We start from the raw sequence: 19,784 nt of genomic DNA, 5'->3' as shown, positions 1-19,784 counted from the left end.
TGAAATGTTTCTACGCCCTTTCTTTCAGACTTTGAGCTTTTTGGCAACCCCTTGTTGAGACTGGTGCAAGATCTGAGCTAAAGTAGGTTTCCACACTCGCGATGTGTTGATTCAAATCGCTGGGTTGCCCCTGATAATCTAAACGTTTGAGCCGCTCAATCCCACCCGCTAGATACTGCTTGAGATAGACCGTTAGGGTTGTTTTGGAAATATTGCACAGTCGGCGGATGTTTTGGTGAGCCAACTTTTGACTTTTCAAATACAACACTTCCATCTTTTGTTGCACTTTTGGGTGGGGGTGATGATACCGTTCGTAGTTCAATTCCCTGACCATTTGCTCAGTAAATTCAATCCGAATCATGCTCACAACGGTCCCGATTGCTCAGAGGGGAATTGCCTCATCCTATCGTAGATGGAAGAGGAAAAGCTAAAAGTCCACTTTTTAGCCGTGATGAGTATAACCCCTCTTTTGTTACTTCAATGAGAACAAATTAAGCTAGAAATTGCTGTGTTTAAGTTGAAATCATGACACTCCGACACCCTGTTGCAACGGTGGGCTTCGTGGACGAGTATTGTTGGTTGTACCGCTCGGTGTTTGAGGATGTGCGCTCGTATGAATGCTTCAAGTGGCTGCATGTGGGAATGATCAGCCCGCTGCCGCGCAAAACGTTACCAGAAATCGCCAAACTCAGTGGACTGAAAGACGGACAAAGTTTGCATCACTTTTTACGCGATGGGGTGTGGGACGTGGCACAAGTCCGAGCGATTCGCCTGCGCCTAATTCAACAACAAATTGGCACTCGTCCCATCAGTTTGTGCATCGATGAAACGGGCGATGTGAAGAAAGGAGAAGCCACCGACTATGTGGCAAAGCAGTACATCGGCAACTTAGGCAAAACTGCCAATGGGATGGTCAGCGTCAATGCGTATGCGGTGGTCGATAGCATCACTTACCCCTTGCTATTTCAGATCTACAAACCGAAATCTCGGCTCAAAACTCCAGACGAGTATCAGAGCAAACCTCAGATAGCAGTCGGAATGATTCAGCAGATCAAAGCCCTGGGATTGGTGATTGAGCGGGTGTTAGCCGATAGCTTGTATGGCGAAAGTGAAGCAGTGATCCGATGTCTGGAGCAATTGCAGTTGCCGTACATTGTGGCGATTCGCTCAAATCATGGAGTGCTGATGGCAAAGGGGCAAAGGGTACGCTACAACCGGTGGCGCGCCTATGACCAGCCCTTGCAGGAGCGTCCCACTGAACGTCGGCATCTGCGCGAAATCATCTTCGGTCATCGTCGCAACGTGCGCTACTACCAAATCACCAAGGGCAGCACGTCAGACCCCGACAAAGCCGATAGTTGGTTCATCATGACGAATCTAGAGGGAGATATCCTGTTGAGCATTGCGGCGCAATACAGTCTAAGAACCTGGATTGAATACGGGTTCAGACAGGTGAAGCAGGAATTGGGCTGGCACGATCATCGCTTAACGGATTACAAAAGTATTGAGCGTTGGTGGGAGTTAGTGTTCAGTGCTTACTTACTGGTGAGCCTACACGCCGAACACTTCAAGCAGTATCAGCAACACTCAACGCCAACAGAAGATGTCGCACCCCAGGTTTTGCCCTTTAGTCACCATCCTGATTGGGAATCAGGAGTCACTTGGAAAGGTGCACTGAACAATTTACGATTACTGCTGCAACCCTATTGGTGTTGGGGGATGCTAGAAGTCTGGTTACAGGTCTTTCCCACGCCCGGACTCAAACGGGGATTGCATCAGTTGATGGATTGGATGGATGCGTTTCGCATTCTTCCAACCCCGCAGCTAGTGGCAGTTTGATAACACTTCAGCGCCTTCTCTCTCATTGAAGTAACAAAAGAGGGATAACACCTGCGATTGATCAGGCTGTAAATCCTGAAATACGATGGCAGCTTTCAGCGATTGCCGCCCATCAAACAGGATCTCTGACTCGCGAATGCGTCCTGACTTGGGTTTTGTGAACGGACGAGGGGTGTCACTATACAAGGATTCCCAAGCGGCTTCGTCAATCTCTACCTTCAAGGTTGTTTTGAGAGATTTATAGGGATCGCTGGCTCTCGGGTGAAATGAGCAGTGGAGGGCTTGAACCGAGAGACGGATATAAAAAGTGCAAAATAAGCGAAGCTTCAAGACTTTCAAGTGTTAAGCAATATTTCGCCAACAGTGTCAGCGAGTCTGCCGCCAGCCGCACGAGAGTTTTCACTCACTAAGCTCTCTGGTGCATAACCGCTGCAAGTCCTCCCTATCAGAGAGCAGTAGAACAACTTCCCGTGGTCTACTGCCCAGTCAATCTCTTTAACCAGGACACCCGCTATGTACTTCTCAAAACAGACCCTCGCTCTAGCAACCCTGATCACAACCCTCACCAGTGGTCTAGCTTTAACGGTGAACCCCGTTCAAGCAGGTGTCCAAACCATTCAACCCGGACTGACCGCCGTTTCACCCACGGTTCAGTCACCCAGTCTGGCGCGGTTCACGGCTCCTCTGTTCCTCAACGGCTCTTGGCAAGGCAATATTCATGCGGCGGGCGATGATGCTTTGTCCTATCTGACTCTCAAGATGACAGGCAAGGATTCCACCTATCAAGGCACTTGGCAACTGGATGGACAGGACGGTCCGTTGCAAAAAGGTAGCCTCAGTGCCACCAAACAAGGCAATACCATTCAAATTAAGCTGGAGAAGTTCAATGGCAATCAAGCCATCGTGCTCTCAGGGACTGCGGGGGCAACCTCGATGTCTGGAAAAGTTGTAAACACCAACTTCGTCTTCTCCTTCACGAAAAGTTAAGCCTGACCAAGAGGTAGGCAAGATTGGCGTTGATGAGTTCATCTGTGGGTGAACCAGATCAGGAGCAAAGCGGAGCGCTGCACTGAAGTGCGATTTCAAGTCAACGCCTTGGGGTTGAGATCGCGCTTCCAAGTAGAACATTCCATGAAAGGTCAATTAATTGCAGCTTTGGGTATCGTCATTTCAGTGGCAGTTTTGCGCCCGCTAGTGCAGGTTCTACACGGGGTAATGTGATTCCCCTTGATTGCGGTGTTACACAGCATGATGTTGCATAAAGCTCAGAAGCCAATCGTGTAGCTCATTGGGTAGAAGCAAAGCGAGACGGCATTTGTTTAAGCGAGGCTCTATCCTTTGCCCTTTAAAGCCTTTTTTCTACCAGGGGTAGACACAGAGAACGGAAAATATAGCACGTTAAGGAATTGAAGAAGCTGGAACCCAGCGGTAGAGCGTCGGTACAGACACGCCAAGATTTTTAGCCACGTCACGAGGAGGCACCCCATTCGTCAACAGTTGCTTTGCCGACTCGATTTTACTATCGGTCATCTGACGTTTGCGCCCACCCTTGCGCCCCAGTTGACGGGCGACTTCCAACCCAGCCCGGGTTCGCTCCGCATTGAGCTCTCGCTCCATCTCAGCTAAACTTGCCATGACATGAAAGAAGAAGCGACCCGACGGAGTAGCCGTATCAATCGAGTCAGTCAGACTCTTCAACTGAATCCCTTGCTGATGCAACTCCCCGACTAGATCGACCAAATGCTTAACCCTGCGTCCAAGTCGGTCCAATTTCCACACAACCAAGCTATCCCCTTCCCGCAGCATCTCCAGTGCCTTGGTCAGTCCAGGTCGCTCCCCTCTCCTACGGCAGGGCTGATCTATTGAAGGAAAGAAAATAGACCAGGAATGTCGTGTGCCATGCGCCGCAACCCCTGAGTGACAGAAGCAAAGCCATGATGCCGAAATAGATTGAGCGCAATGGTTCGCACAATCGCAAAATTGACGGGGGCATGACCATCACACAAGGGAGAGCAATCTTCTTTGAGGACGACATCTTTGACCCAATGCAGCCGATTTTCAACGTGCCAGTGCTGGCGAATGCGTTGAGCAAACTCAGCTGCATCCAAAGTCAGAGAACTGATGTAAAACATCGTTTCGCTCACCGCTCGATTGGCTCTTGTCCCGACCCGCTCGACTCGAATGATGCGTTGTACCCCAACCCACTGCGCGTCAATTGCACCAACACTGTCCAAAACACTCACCGTCCGTTGGCTTTGTCGGTTTCGGGTGAGTTCCGTTTGCACCTCGACTCTTGGGGTCGGGACTTGCTCAAACTGTGTTTTCAACTGCTCAAATAACTTCCGTTGGTTGCCTTTGACCGCAATCAGATAGTCATTGCCACTCTGGATAATTTGCTCAACTGTTTTTTTGGGTGTGCAAAGCATCGAGACTAAAGCACACGCCCTTGAGTTGCAGTTTTTCCAGCAACCCTTCAACCGTCTTAATCTCACTGGTTTGATGGTTCCGCATCGTCTCTAAGCCCACCCCGACTCCTTGAGCGACCCTGAATGCTGACACAACACTGACAAAATCTTGATAGGGCTGGTCGTAGTCGCTCACACTCACTTTGATGCCTTTGCCATCGGTCGCCAGTTGTTCGCCTGGTGCAGGGGTGAATTGCTCTCGTGCCCAAGCCTTGAAGGCTTGAGTGAACGACTCGAAATCCACCCGTACCATAATCCGGCGCAGAGTTGATAGACTGGGCAATCGCTGCCTTGGCAACTTCAATACGGTCAACAACTCAGGTTGTTGCCGTGAAACAAAGTCGGCGAGGGGACGGTATCCTGTGCAGCCGCTCATGGTGCCCATGACCACGAGCAGCAACACCACCCATAAGGGATAATTGGGCTGAGTGCGGAAATCTCGAACCGTTTGCAGATGCTCAATCAGGCTCATTGGACGATGGCTCTATGAAACAACCTCTCTATTCTCTATTTTCTACAACCGATAGATCAGCCCTGCCAGCTCTGCTGGGGAACTCCCAGAGTTTGACAGTACCGGGAGTCTCCGGAAAAGTCTCGTTAACGCGAAGCAATTGTGACCTTCGCGCCAAGGAGACTCAAATGAAAGATATCGGTAGCTTAAGCCATACGAAATGGGAGTGCAAATACCATGTGGTGTTCATTCCCAAGTATCGACGCAAAGCGATGGATCAAGAATTGCGGCAGTATTTAGGAAAAATCTTCCATGAGCTGGCACGGCAGAAGGAGCGTCGGATCGAAGAAGGGCACTTGTGTGCGGACCATGTGCATAGGCTCATTTCGATTCCGCCGAAGGACTCAGGTTAGCTCAGTACCCAAAGTACTCAATGCTACAATTTCTACCAGGACTGGAATGCAGCGATTGCTAATTTTTCTCTCATTGATTCGCCAACAGTGTCGTATCCTGTCGCAACCCCACTACGGCGGTCCCGTAGCAAATGGATCAGAACCAACCTTAAGGAATTTTGGCTGGGCAACTGATAAGTTTTGATTAAGTCCATTTTTGCCAATACTACACAACTGACCTACTTCTGGACTGTTACATCACCCTACAAATCGCTCAAGCTCTGATTCGCTCGTTCTTTCTGATGGCTGAAACCCTTGTCTTTGGGTAGAACTTCTGCCGACCGGGCAGAGAGACGAGCCTAATCAAGATATTTGGAAACCTGATTCGTCGAGCGGTTTCTTGCTTTAGGCAAAGCGAGAAATAAAATATCACAAGCCAGTCACAGAGGGGCTTTCAGGCTTAGCGTTGTTTTTGGTCCACTTGCTACGGGAACGCCTAACTCTGTCCGGTTTTGTAGAGCAAAATGCTCCAGCAACAATTGATGAATAAAGATGTAGCCGCCGCCGACCTTCCGCAACAAGATTCGATCTGCAGCGTGATCCAGAAAATGGGCGTAGTTCCAGGGCACGACACCGCTGCGAAACAGCAAATAGCGCACGAGACTATGTTGAACGCAAGCTAACCCGCCGCACCTCAGCCAAAACGCCGCGCAGCCCATAACGCCCGCATTAATTCCATAGCCGATACCTCCTGCCCAGTCCAGACTGAAGCCGTAGCCAATTGCGTGAGCCAGACCGAACGGAACGCCGAACGCCAAGCTCATGGTCATCGCATTGCGAGCAGAATTGTGAACGCCCTGATTGGGGAAGGTTTTGGCTTCGATCGCCGCACCCGTTAACCCAAAAGTCACCAGCGAGATCACCCCGACCGACAAACCCACAATCCAGCCCGCAACCGAACCATAATTCAGCCAGTTCCCGAAGCCGAACATTGCGCTTAGCATCAGCCCAGGGAGAATCCCCGGCTTCAAGTTCGACCATGACCATGACCACAATTCTGCAAGTGTGATTTGTCCGGAGCGATGGTTTCGCCAAACCCCAATTCCAACCGCCACGCTGGTTGCAAGCGCATAGCAAATCCCCAATTTTGATTCAAACACGAGTCCAATGACGATCCCCTGTGCTGCTGCTGCGCTGCCCAGCCTTACGGCATACCCAATCGATCTGGGTTGCTCCGCCGCAGTTACGATCGGTTCGCGGTAGGTCAAAAGCGTCAGCCCCCCGATCGCCATGCCCACGACAATTCCGCTCAAAACACCGATTCCTAAGCCGTACAGCATTCCCCACAGACCACACTGGAGCCAGGGGATGATGCCGTCTGCCCAGCCTGTTGCGAGTCCGCTTTGCACTCCCGCACCCAATCCGCCCGCTAAGCCAAACAGCAATCCGACTGCAAAAATTTCGCTAATGGACAGAAGACGCTGGTCTGTATTCAGCAACCAGTTGGGCTGTAGCTGTTCGATGAAAAAGGCGGTTTGGCTGCGCTGAAAAAGATGCTTTGCCAACCATTGGAGCCATGCGGTGACTTGTTCGGGGGCATAGCGTTGATCTGGCCCTCGGTGAATGAGCATTCGCTGAATGTACGAGTCAAACAGGTGATTGCGCCATTGGTTGATCGAGTCGAGCGACTCCGGAATTTGCTCATAGGCGATCGCCATAATGCTTGCCATTAAAGGCGTATTCACTAATTCCTGAAGGAAGGGGTTTTGGGCCAGTGCCGTTTTCGCAACCTGATTGCCCAAGCAATCAAAATAGGCATCGACCCGAGTGGGCTGCATCGACTGCACCACGATCGCGCCCTGAAGCTGGAGGCGATCGCCCAATGCTTCATAGTCTGCCGTGCGGCTACACACCACTAAAGGATTCAGCCAGTTTTGCAGTTGAAACTGATTGATCGCTTCAACACAAGCCGGTCGCTGTTCTAGCACGACTTCATCAAGACCATCGAGAAGCGGTAAAATCTCGGCTTTTTCGATCCAGGATTGCCCAATCCGCTGCGGAATTTGATAGCGGGTTTGCAGTTCATTGACCAGCCATTGCTCGATCGATTGCGGTTGTACCGCCCACGAAGACAAGTTAAAGACAACGGGGATCGGGTGGTCAAGATCCTGCTTGGACTGATCGATGAGCGATCGAGCCAGTTCCAGCAGCATTGTCGTTTTGCCTGCCCCAGGATCGCCCAGAATTAGGAGCGTTCCTTTAAATTTCTCGTAAGCATCAAAGATATGGGTTTCGAGCGGTTGAGCAGGCTGGGGCGGTCTTCGAGTCCCAAATCAATCAAAATAGCGTGGTGCAGCGAGTTTTCTAAAACACCCTGAATCCAAAAGCTGTAAACCTTGTCCAGCATCTTGCTGCGATTTCGTAAAGCTTGCGCTCCCCCGCGATCGAGTTTCACCGAGGTACTTCGCCTTAGGGCACCTCGATCGCTAATTAACGCATCCTCTTCAAACGGCTCCGGCAGGCTGATGGCATCGCTGGCAGGAACGGCAGCAGAATGAAGCTGCGCTCCAGCCCGAATCTGTTCAAATAGGGCGATCGTGGCTGCGAGGGGTTCGGTTCCCAGGTCAGCTTTCAGCATTTGACAGCAGCGATCGAACTGCTGCAAGGCAACGGTGCGCTGTCCCTGCTGAGTCAAGATTCGCATCAAGCTTTGATGTGCCGTTTCCAGCGACGGCTCTAGCTCTAGCAAGCGTTGGGCATGAATTTGGGCTTGCTCCCAATTTTGCTGCTGCTCAAAGGATTGGGTCAGCAGCGTACAGGCTGCGACCGCCTCGCGATGCAGACGCTCGCGGGTCAAACTGACCCATTCCTCGAAAGCTTCGCTCTCTGGCAGGCTGACCTGCTCTAGAAACGAACCGCGATAGGCAACGATCGCTTGCTGAAGTCGAGCCATGCAGTCAAGGCAGGATTCGCCAGGGTGGGAATGCAGCGTACAGGCGCGAAGGTGCGCGGTGAAGACTTCAACATCCAGGCTGTAGCTGCTTTGCAGATTAAATTGAATCGTATTGCGCGTGGAAAGCAGAAAGGGCGACATCTCCTCGCCCAAAACTTGCCGCAGCGTCGATAAAGCTTTTCTCAGGTTGGAGCGGGCTTTCGACTGATTCGGCCACAAGAGCACCGCCAGCTTTTCACGCGATTGGGGAGCGACAGCGGTCATCACAAGCATAGATCAACAGCAGCCGTACTTTTTCATACCTGAAGTTAACGATCGCTCGATCGTCAAGCTTGGCCTGGAACGATCCCAAGAAAGACAGCGTGAGATACGCCATGTTCTAACAGCCTTGATTGCTCATACATCAAACCCCATCTATCCAGCGTAGAAAAATCGCTCCGGCAGCAATTTGCGAATTGAGCGATCGAAATTTAAGCACCGCCTGAGGCAGGCATCAAACCAAACCGCTCTGACGAGGAGAGCAAGCTTTTCACACAACCTTACCACGAGTTGCAAACGTGAAAGGGTGCGATTCACAACGTAAAATCAACGTCAAAATTATTTCTTTACTCGCTTTGGATAAATTTCACGTTGATTTCACGCTGATAGAACGTTGCGTAGACGAGTGCTAAGTAGAGTATTCGCAGGTTCAATCGAACAGCCGATTGATTTCGCCTCAACTGCATCAGTTCAAATGCCATCATTTGTGCAGTAGATGTAGCAGGCTTCGATTTGGACAGCCTTTGAGAAGAAGATGTCTACCAAGCGGAAGTGATCGATCACAACGCTAGTCATTAGCAGCCTTGCTGTATTCGCTGTCCTTATCTCTGGCAACATCTGCTCACAAATCAACGTTTTTCAACGATGCAGCGTTTGCTTGAGTCGGCGACAAAGAGCAATGGCTTTCTTGGCGTAAGACTCAGACATCTCAATACTCATGTCGGTGATGCGCTAGACATGGGAATCTAAATCGCAGGATTTAGTCCGACAAAGCGGTGATGTTCTAGACATGGGGATGGCTTTCCAGAGATTGCCTTCAAAAGCGAGGTTTGACTGCCACAATCCACATGTCTAGAACACAACCCGACAAAGCTTTCTGGGCAACCCGTCCCATGTCTAGAACACAACCCTCACATCATCTGTTCAAGGAGACTTATATGGGCACTGTTACAATTCTCAACAATACCAACGCTGTGATCAATACCTGCATCAGTGCGGGTGTCAATTACAGTTGGTGCAACCAGCTTTCACCGAAAGAGTATTACGTTCATGAGCGTGATCCGGGCAGCGGAGGGATTGTGTAAAGAAACCCAATTTATGAAAGGCAGAGAAAAATCCAATGAATAGAGATTCAGATTCAGGCCCAGGTGATGTTGATCCAAAGGAGATTCTAGTGGATGGCGACCGGTTGGAGCAAGAACCGCTATCGAAAACCGCCACGGCTGAAATCCTCGGTGGGTCAAAGTATCGACGCGTGAAGTGCTTCAATAAGTCCAATGGGACGTTCGTTGGCTATTTAAGCAGTCGAAATAGCCAGTCGACTGCTCTCGGGATAGGCGAACACTATCCTCCGTCGGAATGCTACTGGATGGAGAAGGGCGAATGGCAGTATCTCGCACAAAAAACCAGCCCGAACGACCGTTGCTTGGGAATTAGCGACTCCTGGTATGCTTGTTGGTCGCTGCAGCAGTCCGGGAAAAGCTCTGGGTACTACACGAATGTCATCCACAACGCGGACGGCACAATCTCGCCCGGCAACTATCCAGACCGCTTCCTGACCGGTCCATACCGAAGTCTCGGCATCGACTGGGTCTGGTGGGCCGAAGCGAACGATCCTGACATTCTCGTGTGTGAGCTGGAGCTCGCCACGGCTCCAACGTGGGTGAATTGGAGCGGCAACATCAAGCATGTGCCAGCCCTTGATAACGGCACGTACTACTACACCCCCAAGAACCACGCCGAGCTGACGACGATGCTGGCGGAGGCTCGAAGGAAGGGTGCCACCACCATCCGCGTGTCTGGACAGCGTCATTCCCAGCCACCGCTGGTTGCTGACGACAACCGCAAAGCCCCGCCCAAGACAACGACCACTTACATCGTGGACATGTCCTGCTATGTCGACGTTGGCGACCAGGGCATGGTCATGGGCCCCGGACCCAATCAGGTGACGGTGAAGCCTGGCATTCGAGAAGATGCCCTCGATGCCTTCCTTTCCAAGAACAACAAGATGATGAAGACGGTCACCGCCGGTGGATTCTTCAGCATCGGTGGCATGACCGCTGTCGACGTGCACGGTGGTACTGTCGATGGACCGATCTTAGCCGAAACTGCCTCGTCGTTCACCATTATGAATGCCGACGGCAAAGAGCAGACCATCGACGCGAACTCTCCGTCGGTGAATGGATGGTCGCCCTTGCAGTTTGCGCGGGTTTCGCTGGGCGGTCTCGGGATCGTGACGAAGATTGTCCTCGACGTGCTGCCCCGTCCATACGCGACGACACTCAAAGGCGAGGTCAAGAACTATTTGTGCGAAGACAAGGCCGCGTTCATCAGCACGTTCAAAAAGATGCTGACAGGCCCGTCGAAGCACGACCGCATGGAGGTGTTCTACACACCCTACGCGGCGGCTCCCAACCTGCCCTTTCCTGTCTCGCTCGAGAACTTCCTCGTGCTGTCCTGGGATATCGTCAACAATCCAGCCGAAAAGATTCCCAATGAAAGTGTCACTCCGCAGACCGCCTGTGCTCTGGCGGGCTCCGATGAATTCGGCGCACCGTACGTCAGCGGAATCAAGGACTTCGCCCTTCCAAGCGTTCGGGCCTCGCAATACTACCCCAACGCCTACGATCCTTTTCACACACCTCCCATTCCGCCCTCCGGATTCGTCAAGATCGCGATGGATGTGATCGAGTCGCAAGCCAACACGGCGAACCAGGTCCACTCGGACCTGTGGCTTGTAGAGTCTGCGCAGGTGATCTTCATGTCCTACTTCATAGAGCTCCCAGACCTCGACGAAAAGGGGCTTGCCAAGGTGTGGGATGGGCTGGCTGTGGTGGGCAACCAAACCATCGAACAGGACGCCTTTCACATCGCAGCGCCGTTGGAGTTCCGTTTCGTCAAGTCTGGCAATACGGCTATGTCAGGCAGCTACTCGACGAAGCCAACCTACTTCATCAATCTCGATCTGATCGGCTGGATCGAGCCGAGCCCCGCGGCTGAATACCCCACCAAGCTGCTGCAGTTCTTCGCTGATGTCGAGCGCGACTGGGTTGCGATGGGCGGACTGCCGCACAATGGAAAGATGTACGGATTCTACGATCCGCATCAGCCCACTGGTACGCACTCCGCTCCGTTCAACCGGAACTTCCTCTCGATGCTCCGCAAGCTTCGAGGCGAGCGGCTGACGGCTTTCAATGCCTTCCGCAAAGCATTGGATCCGAGCAATCTGTTCTACAACGACTTCTTGCGACAGTTGCTAGAGGCTTAGCGCTCTCGATGCTCGGGGATCCGCGCGGATCCCCGCACTCCTTGCCACGACGGGCAGCTCTTGTTGGGGTTTTTTGCATAACCCCCCGAAAAGAGGTAGTGTTCTAGACATGGGGACGGGTTACCCAGAAAGCTTTGTCGGACTAAATCCTGCGATTCAGATCCCCATGTCTAGCGCACCACCAGCCGCCAGACCACGATCGTGTCCCCTTTTCTAGCGAACTCAAAGGCTTCCTTCAAGCCAGGGCGATCCGCGTTTGAACCGCTCATCTTGTCTGAGAAGATTTTTTCACAGTTGGCAGCTTGCAAAGCGTCATGTTGCAGTGCCAGATTTTGGTCGTCTGTGGAAACTCGTTCGTAGCCAATCAGCATGGTTGAGAGGTTGAATGTTCTGTGATTGTCTCAGAACTCGTTAGACTTGCTGTATTTTGAGACATAGATTGATTAACAAGTTAATTTACACGTTTGTGAACCTGAAAACCTAGTTTTAGCAAAACAGGTTCAAGTGTAAAACAAAGGAGCGTTTGTGAGACACTTGAAACTGGCATACAAGCCTTCTTTGCTTCCTCAATAAAGCGGTCGTTCTTTGATGCTTTTCTGCCAAATGTCGTCTGCAGCTACTTGATCTGGATGATGTATCGTGACTGCTACGGCAACAGAGGAAGGGAAGAGATCGAGTCAGAACTTCTACTGTTCGGACAGAGGCACGAGCCTAATCAAGATATTGGAGAAACTTATTCATCAGGTGGTTTCTTGCTTTGATTCAACCGAGAAGTCAACTATCACACGCAGTCACAGAGAGTCTTTCAGATTTAGAATTGGTTGTGAGTTAAAAGCTACAGAAACGCCAAATTCTTCTATCATCAAGTGGCGTACCTCATAATTTTTGTGGTTCAACCTTCTCTCACGAGTAAGCTTCAAGCTACTGTTTATCTAGCTGATACCTGAGAACTTCAATTTCTTCCCGCAATTGCCCAGGACTCATCACTGGATTGCAGTCATCAAAAGTCACCGCATCCACATCCAAAAACTGAGCAAGTGCCATCTCAATCACTAAATCCATTGGAAACTGATTTTCAGAGGCATAAGCTTCGAGCGCCTGACGAATCTTCTCAGGTATTTGCACCCGCAATTCTGACCGGACATTGGACGTTTGCATATTTAACCTCGTGGTGAGGGGTATTGAACATTATAGAAAGGTCGCAATGCTACTAGCAAGTATTCTTCAATTGCAGGCAATCTCCGAACCCATGGTTCTTCTACGATCGCGGTCGCAATTCGGACATCCTGTGCTCTTAGCCCGTCAATCAACGCCCACCCTAACGCCTTGTGTCCACCTTGAAATCGGGTTCGGATATTAGCAGATCGACCAATGTAAAGAATTTTCTCTCTGTCTCGAACTGCATAAATTCCAGGGCGATTAGGAACATTACGAAAATCCTTCAAAAGCTCATGGCACAACTCAAAATCTACTTTCAAGGCTTGTAGAATTAATTCCGCTTTCTCTCTTGTCGGGTCTTTATCATCACTCATTACAGCTAACGATCACAGGGCATATCATACAAGTCATCTCTACCGCGAATCAACATCCTTCAAGACTCCGTGTTCAGCAGAGCTTCTACCGCTGCTAACGCCTTCTCCAAGTTAAGCCGTTTCTTTGGATCATCCCAAAGCTTTGATTTTTTCATCCGCCGACAAACATTATCAATCCGAACCCGAAAGTGAGGTTCGTCCTTATTCCCAGATTGCTCAGATCTCTTTGTTTCCGTGGCTACTGCTCTAATTTCAGTGAGTGATAGCCCTTTCATCACTGCTTGCTCTAACAGATTCTTACGGTGCTGCTCATCTTTTACTCGTGCGATCGCTTGAGCTTTTGTATAAGCGATCTGACCACTGCGTAGTGCTGTGAGAATGTCCTCCGGTAGCTTCAGCAGAGGTAATCTATTATTAACGAAAGACTCCCAAGCCAGTCCAACCTCAACGAACACTGTCTGGATAACCTCGGCTTCTGCCTGACCCATAACGTTATGGGTCACTCGTTGAACATCATTCTGCATCCGGTAAAGCAAAGAAATCACTGACTCTACGTCAGTTCCAAGCCGTAGCGATAGAAGATTCAGAATTCCCTCCGTTTCCTCTAGTGGATTCAGATCTTCTCGAAGTAGATTCTCAACCAAAGTGATGTGTAATGCTTGACCATCTGTTAGCTGACGAATAATCACTGGCAGATCTACGAGTCCCACTTCTTTAGCAGCTCGATAGCGACGCTCACCCGCAACGAGTTCATAACCGCCTGATGCTCGTTGGCGAACCAGCAACGGTTCTAAAATTCCATCCCGACGAACAGAATTGGTGAGTGCCTGCATTGCCTGGGGATCAAAGTAGCGGCGTGGCTGCTGAGGAGGAAAATGGATGTCAGCGATGGAAACAGATTGCTCTGAGAATGAACCGCCTATAGACTCACCAAACAATGCATCCAATCCTTTGCCTACTTTTATCTCACGATAAGGAGTTTCAGTCTTTCGCTTTCGATTTACAGCCACTACAAGTTCTCCAGATAGGTTGCAATATCATTCAAAACACATATGGACGGATGCTTCGGATCGTAAAGCGCCAGTGCCAGATGAGACTCTGCCGCATCCGCGTAGGCAGTTGCACGGGGGATCGGGTCAAAAACTTTTCCTATCGAGGAGAGCTGCTCCTGAATCGCGCTAAGCGCTCGGGTATCAGGGCAAACGCATCTTATTCAAGCAAAACCTTCAGCAAGTAGTCTTCATCCAGGGCAAACGCATCTTATTCAAGCAAAACCTTCAGCAAGTAGTCTTCATCCCACCCGGCTCGAAGCCGTTTGTTCTTGACACCTACCTTGGCTGTGGTCTCTTGATTGAGCAAGTTGAGGGCAATGTGGCGAACAATCGCTAGATTTTTGGGGGCATGGTCTTTGCGAATTCGACAGTTGTCCTCTTGAAATGCCACATCCAAGACCCGGTGGAGAGAGTTTTCGATGCCCCAGTGGGTCCGAACTGCCTCATTCAAGCGACCGGCATGACTCTCTAAACTGCTGATGGAGTAGCGAGTTTCCAGGCTAACTTTGCCGTTGATTCGACGTTCCGCCTCGACCATCGCGATACTGGTCAACTTCACCCATTGTTCTGCTTCGACCCAGCCCTCAACGGGTCTCATTGTCCAGCAGCGACGAGTTTCGACCCGACCATGCCCGATGTCGATGGTTTGCTGATAATCATGCTCCATCCCAGCAAACTGGGTCTTTTGAGACTGGGCAAAGATCTGCTGAACCGCTTCAAACAGACGACCTTGATTGCCCTTGAGAGCCAGGACATAATCGGCTCCTCGCTCCACAATCTCTTGAGCAATTGCCCTCTGACATCCCATGGCATCAATGGTGATAATACTTCCCTCGATTTCGAGCGCTTTCAGCAATTGTGGAATTGCCGTAATCTCATTCGATTTCTCATCTACCTGGCGCTGTCCTAACACTAACCGATTGGCGGTTGCCCACGCGCTGACCCTGTGGATCGCTCGTTTGCCATCCATTGGATGACAAGATTGGCGCAGAGTCTTGCCATCAATCGCAATCACCTGCGCTTGGCTCAGTTGACTCCGTGACCGCACCCAGTTCAAAAAACATTGCTGAAACTGTTCCGGGTTGAGCGCTGCAAACACGCGGGCAAAGGTGTCGTGAGCCGGGATGCCATTGGGCAATTCTAGAATTCGCTTCAGCCACTTGACCTTCGCTCGTCCAAAGGTTTCCATTCCCACCCAACTGTCTGCTCCACAAATCACCGCCAGAATCGCGATGGTCAGAATATCAATGAGCTTATGCCGTTTAGTTCGCTCAACGCGGGGGTCTTCTACTAAGTCGAAATGTTCAGCAATGCGGGTTCTTGGCTTGAGCTTCATCGGTAGAAAATAGAATAGATTTGCCCATTCTCCTCTCTTACAATTAGTTATTTGCTCTGAGGGCTATGCGAAATTAAGATGCGTTCGCCCTGGCAATCATTACCCTAAATCGGGATGATTTTCTGGCGTTGCATCGCAGTGGGGTCGAGCATGGCGGCATTGTGGTTTGCAAAGATGACAAAGATCTCCAGGGACTCGGACAGGTGCTTCACAACTACCTCACCACCCAAGAAACCTTACAAAATCGCTTACTGAGGGTACTGCAACAAAATCAACGTGGCTCTGGTCAACCTGTTTTCACCATCCGGGAGTATACGCGCCCATGAACCGCCCAATTCCCTCCGACCAAGCCTTGATTCCAGCATCCATCCCCATTCAGCTTGACGGCAAACCTGTTGAGAAAATTACTGCTTTTTTGTTTGACCAGGGCGGCAATGATGACCCAGCCACGCTGTTAGCCAATGCGAATAAGAGTTTTGTGGGTAGCTATGTTTTGGGCATGGGTTTCACGTTTGATGATACAAATCCTGATGCGACTTCATATTGCTGAAATGCACCGTCTGATCGAGCAAGACCCGCGCAATCAAGAACGGATTTTCCCTTACATTGGCGGCGAAGAAGTGAACACTAGCCCAACTCATTCGCATCATCGCTATGTGATTAATTTTGGCGATATGAAAGAGGACGAGGCGCGGAAATATCCTGATTTGATGGCGATCGTTGAAGAGAAAGTTAAGCCTAACAGACTAAAACAAGGATCAATCGTTAATCCTGCTCGTTGGCGGATGTTTGCCCGTTCTGCTGAAGCTCTTTATAAAGCGATCGCCCAGTGCGATCGAGTGTTAGTTATTACCGCTGCCGCTACAAAATATTTGAATTTTGTTTTTTTACCTTCCAAGATGGTTTTCAGTCACAAGCTGATTGTTTTTCCACTTGATCAATATTCGCATTTTGCATCGATACAATCTCGCATTCATGAGATTTGGGTACGATTCTTTAGCGCAACGATGAAAGATGATTGTACATACAATCCCTCAGACTGCTTTGAAACCTTCCCCTTCCCTTCCGACTGGGAAACCAACCCCACCCTCGAAGCCGCAGGCAAAACCTACTATGAATTCCGCGCCGCTCTCATGATGCGCCACAACCAGGGACTCACCGCCACCTACAACCGCTTCCACGACCCCGACGAAACTAATCCCGACATTCTCAAACTGCGCTCACTTCATGCAGAATGCGATCGAGCCGTCCTCGATGCCTACGGTTGGACAGATATTGCGATCGACTGCGAATTTCGCCTCGACTACGAAGACGATGACGACGAAGGAACCAGCAAACGCAAAAACCCCTGGCGTTACCGCTGGTCGGAAACCGTGCATGATGAAGTTCTCGCCCGACTGCTGAAGCTCAATAGCGATCGAGCCACCGCAGAAATTCAGGGAAAAACAAACCGCCGCAAAGAACCTGCCAGAATGCCCACAGCCAATGCGATCGATACCGTTCCCCCCACTCCCAAACAACTCGATTTGATCCCGCCCGACACCCAGCAACTTGACCTGCTTTAAACTAAGAGGATGCTTTGAAGGCGATCGTCTATTGCATCACCCGCCCCCGGACTGGAAGTCGGGGCGAGGTGGAAACGAGAGCGAAGGAGTTTTCTACTTTACTCCTAATTTTTGACGAAACTCAGGAGGAAATTATTCAATGGATACCCTAACCTCACTCGATCGCGCCCTCACCGAGTTGCAGCGCATCGTAGAAGAATACTGCGAACTCTTCAACCGTCATCCAAACGGAAGCCTTTGCAAGCTGATTATTGCAGACAACAAAACACGCTACCTCGTAATCGACGAAGGCTGGATTGACCAAAAGCGAGTTCATTCCCTCATTTTTGATGCCGAAATCCGCAACCATAAAATCTGGCTTCACCACGACGGACTCGACCACGGCATCACTGATGAACTCGCCGCCGCTGGTGTCTCCAAAGACCAGATCGTACTCGCTTTCCATCCACCTGATATTCGCCCACATACCGGATACGCAGTCGCGTAAGCCTATCCCTCAAGAATCGCCTGTCCTTCAACTCAGTGCTGCCCCATGACCTACACCCCCACTAAAACTCTCACCTTTGATGAATTCATTGCCCAATACGGTGATGAATTCCGCTACGAACTCGCAGATGGAGAACTGATCGATATGGAGCCTACCGGACCACATGAAGCGGTTGGCGGCAAGATCGCAACCCAAATTGGCATCGCGATCGCCCAACAACGCCTCCCCTGGTTCATCCCTCGCACCTGCCTGATTCGCCCCTTCTCCGACACGGCAACCGCTCGCCGCCCCGATGTTGTCGTTCTGGATGAAACTGTTCTGTCGAGCGAACCCCGTTGGGAACAAGAACCCGTTATCACCCTGGGGCGATCGATCAAGCTAGTTGTTGAAGTCGTTAGCACCAACTGGGAAACAGATTACGCCCGCAAAGTCGAAGAATATGCCCTGCTCGGCATCCCCGAATATTGGATCGTAGACTATCGCGGCTTAGGCGGTATCGCCTTTATCGGCAAACCCAAACAGCCCACCTTCACGGTTTACCAGCTTGAAGGGGAAGAATACACTCAGCAGCAGTATCGCTTGAGGCAACCCATTCACTCTCCCCTACTGCCCCAACTCCAGCTTCGTCTAGACGATATTCTGCCCCGTTAGCCGTGTCCACTCAACCAGATGACTGTGCCCCAACTCACCTCTGCCGAAATTCGCTCCACTCTCGTCGATGCCCTCCAGCTTGATCTGGTAGGTCCCACACCTGTCGATCGCGATCATGCTGAAGAAGTGCTGATCCAAGCTCCATCCAAGTGGTATCTCACAGGTTCCCTGGCTCCCTTTGGGGCAAAACCCGACGATCGCTCTGACCCGACCGCAGATGAGATATCAGATGAGATCGGTGCAGGAGACTCTAGCGAAGACAGCCAAACTCCCGCAGCCGCCGCAGCCCGAAAAGCTTTATTCCCTTCGTCGATGGGGCTGAGTTTTCTAATTTCGCAGCAAACAAAAGAACTGCAAGCCACGATCCATTGGGGCGACTATCTTCCGATCGAACTGGAGGAAGACACTCCTGATCAGGAGCCAGACGACAAAAAGAAACGAAAGCCCCAGGGATGGAAGCGCATTCCTCAAACAGCAACGCTTATTGTGCCAATTGCTGCCACTGAAGATTCTTTTGAAATTGAGATTCCTGGCGGGAGCGGTTTAGCGCTAGTCGTCAACGGTTGCCCAGTCCACGACGCTCGATTTACAGCAGGCACCCTTTCGGTGTCTATTTTTGTCGTGAACTATCGCAAGATGCAGTTTAGCGAGAAAGATACGACCTTCGCCTTTCAAACCTGCCTGACCGCACAGTGCGAAGAAGGCTTTGTACCCCGCTCAGACCTGCGAGGCATCGATAGCGACGATCGGGATGAAGCCGTTGCCAGCCTTCAATGTCGCCATGACTATGAGTTTGCGGTCGGTCACAACGTCTCAGCCCTCGCTCACTCAACGCATTCAGGTCATTGCACGGAGGTCTGCACCACCTGGATTCCTACTGCCAACGTGCCCAGAGTCGAACCCGCTCCGATCGCAGATGTAAAGCTGGGCATGAGAGCCTTAGCCGATGCCGAAAGTGCAGCCACGATTCAACAAATGCTCAGTCCAATGGTGACAGAATATCGCACCTGGATTATGGCTCAACGCGATGCCCCGATCGCTTCCCCCTATGCCGAAAAAGTTGCCCAACTGTTGAACGATGCCAACCGCGCCTGCGATCGCATTGAAGCAGGACTGCAAGCCCTAAATGACGCAACCGTACTAGTAGACAGTCAATGCAGGAATGATGGATAATGAAGACCCACCGTTCCCCTACCTGAGAACGGAACCATGCCTGCAAAGAAGTACAAGGTAACGCTGAGTGCAGAAGAACGACAAATCCTTGAGAAACTGACCACAACGGGCAAAACGGCTGCCTACAAAATGAATCGTGCTCGAATTTTGTTGAAAGCGGATCAGCATCAAGCCGATGGGGGGTGGGGAGACCAAGCCATCAGCGCCGCCCTGGATGTGAGTGTGGCAACGATTGAGCGAGTCCGGCACCAGTTTGTGGAGGAAGGATTTGAAGCCGTCTTGAGCTACAAGCAAGGGCAGCAGCCAAGAGTGCAGCGTTTAGACGGGGAAAAAGAAGCCCATTTGATTGCCCTAACTTGCTC

20 protein-coding genes and 3 pseudogenes are annotated in these 19,784 nt (G+C 50.9%); 12 read left to right on the top strand and 11 right to left on the bottom strand.

Going from position 1 to position 19,784, the window contains the following annotated elements:
- Positions 1-79: 79 nt before the first annotated feature.
- A pseudogene (locus C7B65_RS24975) lies at positions 80-361 on the bottom strand (helix-turn-helix domain-containing protein); the annotation flags it as partial.
- Positions 362-525: 164 nt separating this feature from the next.
- On the opposite strand from C7B65_RS24975, the gene C7B65_RS24970 reads away from it, so the two are divergent.
- Entirely contained in the window at positions 526-1,839 is a 1,314-nt protein-coding gene (locus tag C7B65_RS24970) for an IS701 family transposase (protein ID WP_073075345.1), read from the top strand.
- Here the strand turns inward: C7B65_RS24970 and C7B65_RS24965 are convergent.
- Positions 1,825-2,169 (bottom strand): hypothetical protein, encoded by a 345-nt coding sequence (locus tag C7B65_RS24965; RefSeq protein ID WP_106254218.1) that lies wholly within the window; start codon positions 2,167-2,169, stop codon positions 1,825-1,827. The genes C7B65_RS24970 and C7B65_RS24965 overlap by 15 nt on opposite strands.
- 183 nt (positions 2,170-2,352) lie before the next feature.
- On the opposite strand from C7B65_RS24965, the gene C7B65_RS24960 reads away from it, so the two are divergent.
- Complete coding sequence (locus tag C7B65_RS24960) at positions 2,353-2,826, top strand: hypothetical protein (protein WP_073075347.1); 474 nt, start codon at positions 2,353-2,355, stop codon at positions 2,824-2,826.
- 411 nt (positions 2,827-3,237) lie between these two features.
- Here C7B65_RS24960 and C7B65_RS24955 read toward each other — a convergent pair whose 3' ends face one another.
- Positions 3,238-3,702, bottom strand: a complete 465-nt coding sequence (locus C7B65_RS24955) for a recombinase family protein (protein ID WP_342353027.1) — start codon at positions 3,700-3,702, stop codon at positions 3,238-3,240.
- Positions 3,699-4,776, bottom strand: a pseudogene (locus C7B65_RS29740) (ISAs1 family transposase). Before C7B65_RS29740 ends, C7B65_RS24955 begins: the two are co-directional and overlap by 4 nt.
- Positions 4,777-4,943: 167 nt before the next feature.
- Between C7B65_RS29740 and tnpA the strand changes: the two are divergent.
- A pseudogene (gene tnpA, locus C7B65_RS24940) lies at positions 4,944-5,156 on the top strand (IS200/IS605 family transposase); the annotation flags it as partial.
- Positions 5,157-5,587: 431 nt separating this feature from the next.
- Here tnpA and C7B65_RS24935 read toward each other — a convergent pair.
- Together C7B65_RS24935 and C7B65_RS24930 are read right to left on the bottom strand one after the other, a co-directional pair.
- On the bottom strand, positions 5,588-7,360 hold the full coding sequence (locus tag C7B65_RS24935; RefSeq protein WP_106254214.1) for an NACHT domain-containing protein: 1,773 nt from the start codon (positions 7,358-7,360) through the stop codon (positions 5,588-5,590).
- Positions 7,361-7,392: 32 nt separating this feature from the next.
- Positions 7,393-8,373, bottom strand: coding sequence for an AfsR/SARP family transcriptional regulator (locus tag C7B65_RS24930; protein WP_106254213.1), 981 nt, complete (start codon positions 8,371-8,373; stop codon positions 7,393-7,395).
- Positions 8,374-9,296: 923 nt separating this feature from the next.
- On the opposite strand from C7B65_RS24930, the gene C7B65_RS28150 reads away from it, so the two are divergent.
- Positions 9,297-9,443, top strand: coding sequence for a hypothetical protein (locus C7B65_RS28150; protein WP_181314500.1), 147 nt, complete (start codon positions 9,297-9,299; stop codon positions 9,441-9,443).
- Positions 9,444-9,532: 89 nt separating this feature from the next.
- Entirely contained in the window at positions 9,533-11,626 is a 2,094-nt protein-coding gene (locus C7B65_RS24925; protein ID WP_181314499.1) for a D-arabinono-1,4-lactone oxidase, read from the top strand.
- A 170-nt stretch (positions 11,627-11,796) separates the two neighbouring features.
- On the opposite strand, the gene C7B65_RS24920 is transcribed toward C7B65_RS24925, so the two are convergent.
- The 5 genes from C7B65_RS24920 to C7B65_RS24900 all read right to left on the bottom strand — a co-directional run bounded on the left by C7B65_RS24920 (position 11,797) and on the right by C7B65_RS24900 (position 15,546).
- The gene (locus C7B65_RS24920; protein ID WP_106254211.1) at positions 11,797-11,997 is read right to left on the bottom strand and encodes a recombinase family protein; all 201 of its coding nucleotides are present in this window, start codon (positions 11,995-11,997) and stop codon (positions 11,797-11,799) included.
- Between the two features lie 550 nt (positions 11,998-12,547).
- Positions 12,548-12,784 carry a hypothetical protein gene (locus tag C7B65_RS24915; RefSeq protein WP_106254210.1) on the bottom strand — a complete coding sequence of 79 codons (237 nt, stop codon included), beginning with the start codon at positions 12,782-12,784 and terminating at the stop codon, positions 12,548-12,550.
- Between the two features lie 2 nt (positions 12,785-12,786).
- On the bottom strand, positions 12,787-13,158 hold the full coding sequence (locus tag C7B65_RS24910) for a GIY-YIG nuclease family protein (protein ID WP_106254209.1): 372 nt from the start codon (positions 13,156-13,158) through the stop codon (positions 12,787-12,789).
- 59 nt (positions 13,159-13,217) lie between these two features.
- Positions 13,218-14,168, bottom strand: a complete 951-nt coding sequence (locus C7B65_RS24905) for a ParB/RepB/Spo0J family partition protein (RefSeq protein ID WP_106254208.1) — start codon at positions 14,166-14,168, stop codon at positions 13,218-13,220.
- Positions 14,169-14,418: 250 nt separating this feature from the next.
- Positions 14,419-15,546 (bottom strand): ISAs1 family transposase, encoded by a 1,128-nt coding sequence (locus C7B65_RS24900; RefSeq protein ID WP_106254207.1) that lies wholly within the window; start codon positions 15,544-15,546, stop codon positions 14,419-14,421.
- Positions 15,547-15,635: 89 nt separating this feature from the next.
- Between C7B65_RS24900 and C7B65_RS24895 the strand changes: the two genes are divergently transcribed.
- From C7B65_RS24895 to C7B65_RS24870, 7 genes are all read left to right on the top strand, one after another.
- Positions 15,636-15,872 (top strand): DUF5615 family PIN-like protein, encoded by a 237-nt coding sequence (locus tag C7B65_RS24895; RefSeq protein WP_342353026.1) that lies wholly within the window; start codon positions 15,636-15,638, stop codon positions 15,870-15,872.
- On the top strand, positions 15,869-16,096 hold the full coding sequence (locus C7B65_RS29005; protein WP_244913290.1) for a hypothetical protein: 228 nt from the start codon (positions 15,869-15,871) through the stop codon (positions 16,094-16,096). Before C7B65_RS24895 ends, C7B65_RS29005 begins: the two co-directional genes overlap by 4 nt.
- Entirely contained in the window at positions 16,077-17,111 is a 1,035-nt protein-coding gene (locus tag C7B65_RS24890; RefSeq protein WP_244913289.1) for a type IIL restriction-modification enzyme MmeI, read from the top strand. Before C7B65_RS29005 ends, C7B65_RS24890 begins: the two co-directional genes overlap by 20 nt.
- 139 nt (positions 17,112-17,250) lie before the next feature.
- Positions 17,251-17,598 (top strand): XisI protein, encoded by a 348-nt coding sequence (locus C7B65_RS24885; RefSeq protein ID WP_106254206.1) that lies wholly within the window; start codon positions 17,251-17,253, stop codon positions 17,596-17,598.
- 45 nt (positions 17,599-17,643) lie between these two features.
- Positions 17,644-18,249, top strand: coding sequence for a Uma2 family endonuclease (locus C7B65_RS24880; RefSeq protein ID WP_106254205.1), 606 nt, complete (start codon positions 17,644-17,646; stop codon positions 18,247-18,249).
- A gap of 18 nt (positions 18,250-18,267) precedes the next feature.
- Positions 18,268-19,422 carry a hypothetical protein gene (locus tag C7B65_RS24875; protein WP_106254204.1) on the top strand — a complete coding sequence of 385 codons (1,155 nt, stop codon included), beginning with the start codon at positions 18,268-18,270 and terminating at the stop codon, positions 19,420-19,422.
- Positions 19,423-19,458: 36 nt separating this feature from the next.
- On the top strand, positions 19,459-19,784 hold a 326-nt coding region (locus C7B65_RS24870), incomplete at its 3' end, for a helix-turn-helix domain-containing protein (protein ID WP_146135850.1).

Source organism: Phormidesmis priestleyi ULC007, assembly GCF_003003695.1.
Taxonomy (GTDB): domain Bacteria; phylum Cyanobacteriota; class Cyanobacteriia; order Leptolyngbyales; family Leptolyngbyaceae; genus Phormidesmis_A; species Phormidesmis_A priestleyi_A.
The sequence above is the reverse complement of the archived record's forward strand: the minus strand, read 5'-3'. Positions and strand labels throughout refer to the sequence as shown.

Bases quoted from the DNA above. Each gene is read 5' to 3' on its own strand.
- C7B65_RS24970 (WP_073075345.1), top strand. From the start codon at position 526: ATGACACTCCGACACCCTGTTGCAACGGTGGGCTTCGTGGACGAGTAT.
- C7B65_RS24960 (WP_073075347.1), top strand. From the start codon at position 2,353: ATGTACTTCTCAAAACAGACCCTCGCTCTAGCAACCCTGATCACAACC.
- C7B65_RS24935 (WP_106254214.1), bottom strand. From the start codon at position 7,360: ATGCTGCTGGAACTGGCTCGATCGCTCATCGATCAGTCCAAGCAGGAT.
- C7B65_RS24930 (WP_106254213.1), bottom strand. From the start codon at position 8,373: ATGCTTGTGATGACCGCTGTCGCTCCCCAATCGCGTGAAAAGCTGGCG.
- C7B65_RS28150 (WP_181314500.1), top strand. From the start codon at position 9,297: ATGGGCACTGTTACAATTCTCAACAATACCAACGCTGTGATCAATACC.
- C7B65_RS24920 (WP_106254211.1), bottom strand. From the start codon at position 11,997: ATGCTGATTGGCTACGAACGAGTTTCCACAGACGACCAAAATCTGGCA.
- C7B65_RS24915 (WP_106254210.1), bottom strand. From the start codon at position 12,784: ATGCAAACGTCCAATGTCCGGTCAGAATTGCGGGTGCAAATACCTGAG.
- C7B65_RS24910 (WP_106254209.1), bottom strand. From the start codon at position 13,158: ATGAGTGATGATAAAGACCCGACAAGAGAGAAAGCGGAATTAATTCTA.
- C7B65_RS24900 (WP_106254207.1), bottom strand. From the start codon at position 15,546: ATGAAGCTCAAGCCAAGAACCCGCATTGCTGAACATTTCGACTTAGTA.
- C7B65_RS29005 (WP_244913290.1), top strand. From the start codon at position 15,869: ATGAACCGCCCAATTCCCTCCGACCAAGCCTTGATTCCAGCATCCATC.
- C7B65_RS24890 (WP_244913289.1), top strand. From the start codon at position 16,077: ATGCGACTTCATATTGCTGAAATGCACCGTCTGATCGAGCAAGACCCG.
- C7B65_RS24885 (WP_106254206.1), top strand. From the start codon at position 17,251: ATGGATACCCTAACCTCACTCGATCGCGCCCTCACCGAGTTGCAGCGC.
- C7B65_RS24880 (WP_106254205.1), top strand. From the start codon at position 17,644: ATGACCTACACCCCCACTAAAACTCTCACCTTTGATGAATTCATTGCC.
- C7B65_RS24875 (WP_106254204.1), top strand. From the start codon at position 18,268: ATGACTGTGCCCCAACTCACCTCTGCCGAAATTCGCTCCACTCTCGTC.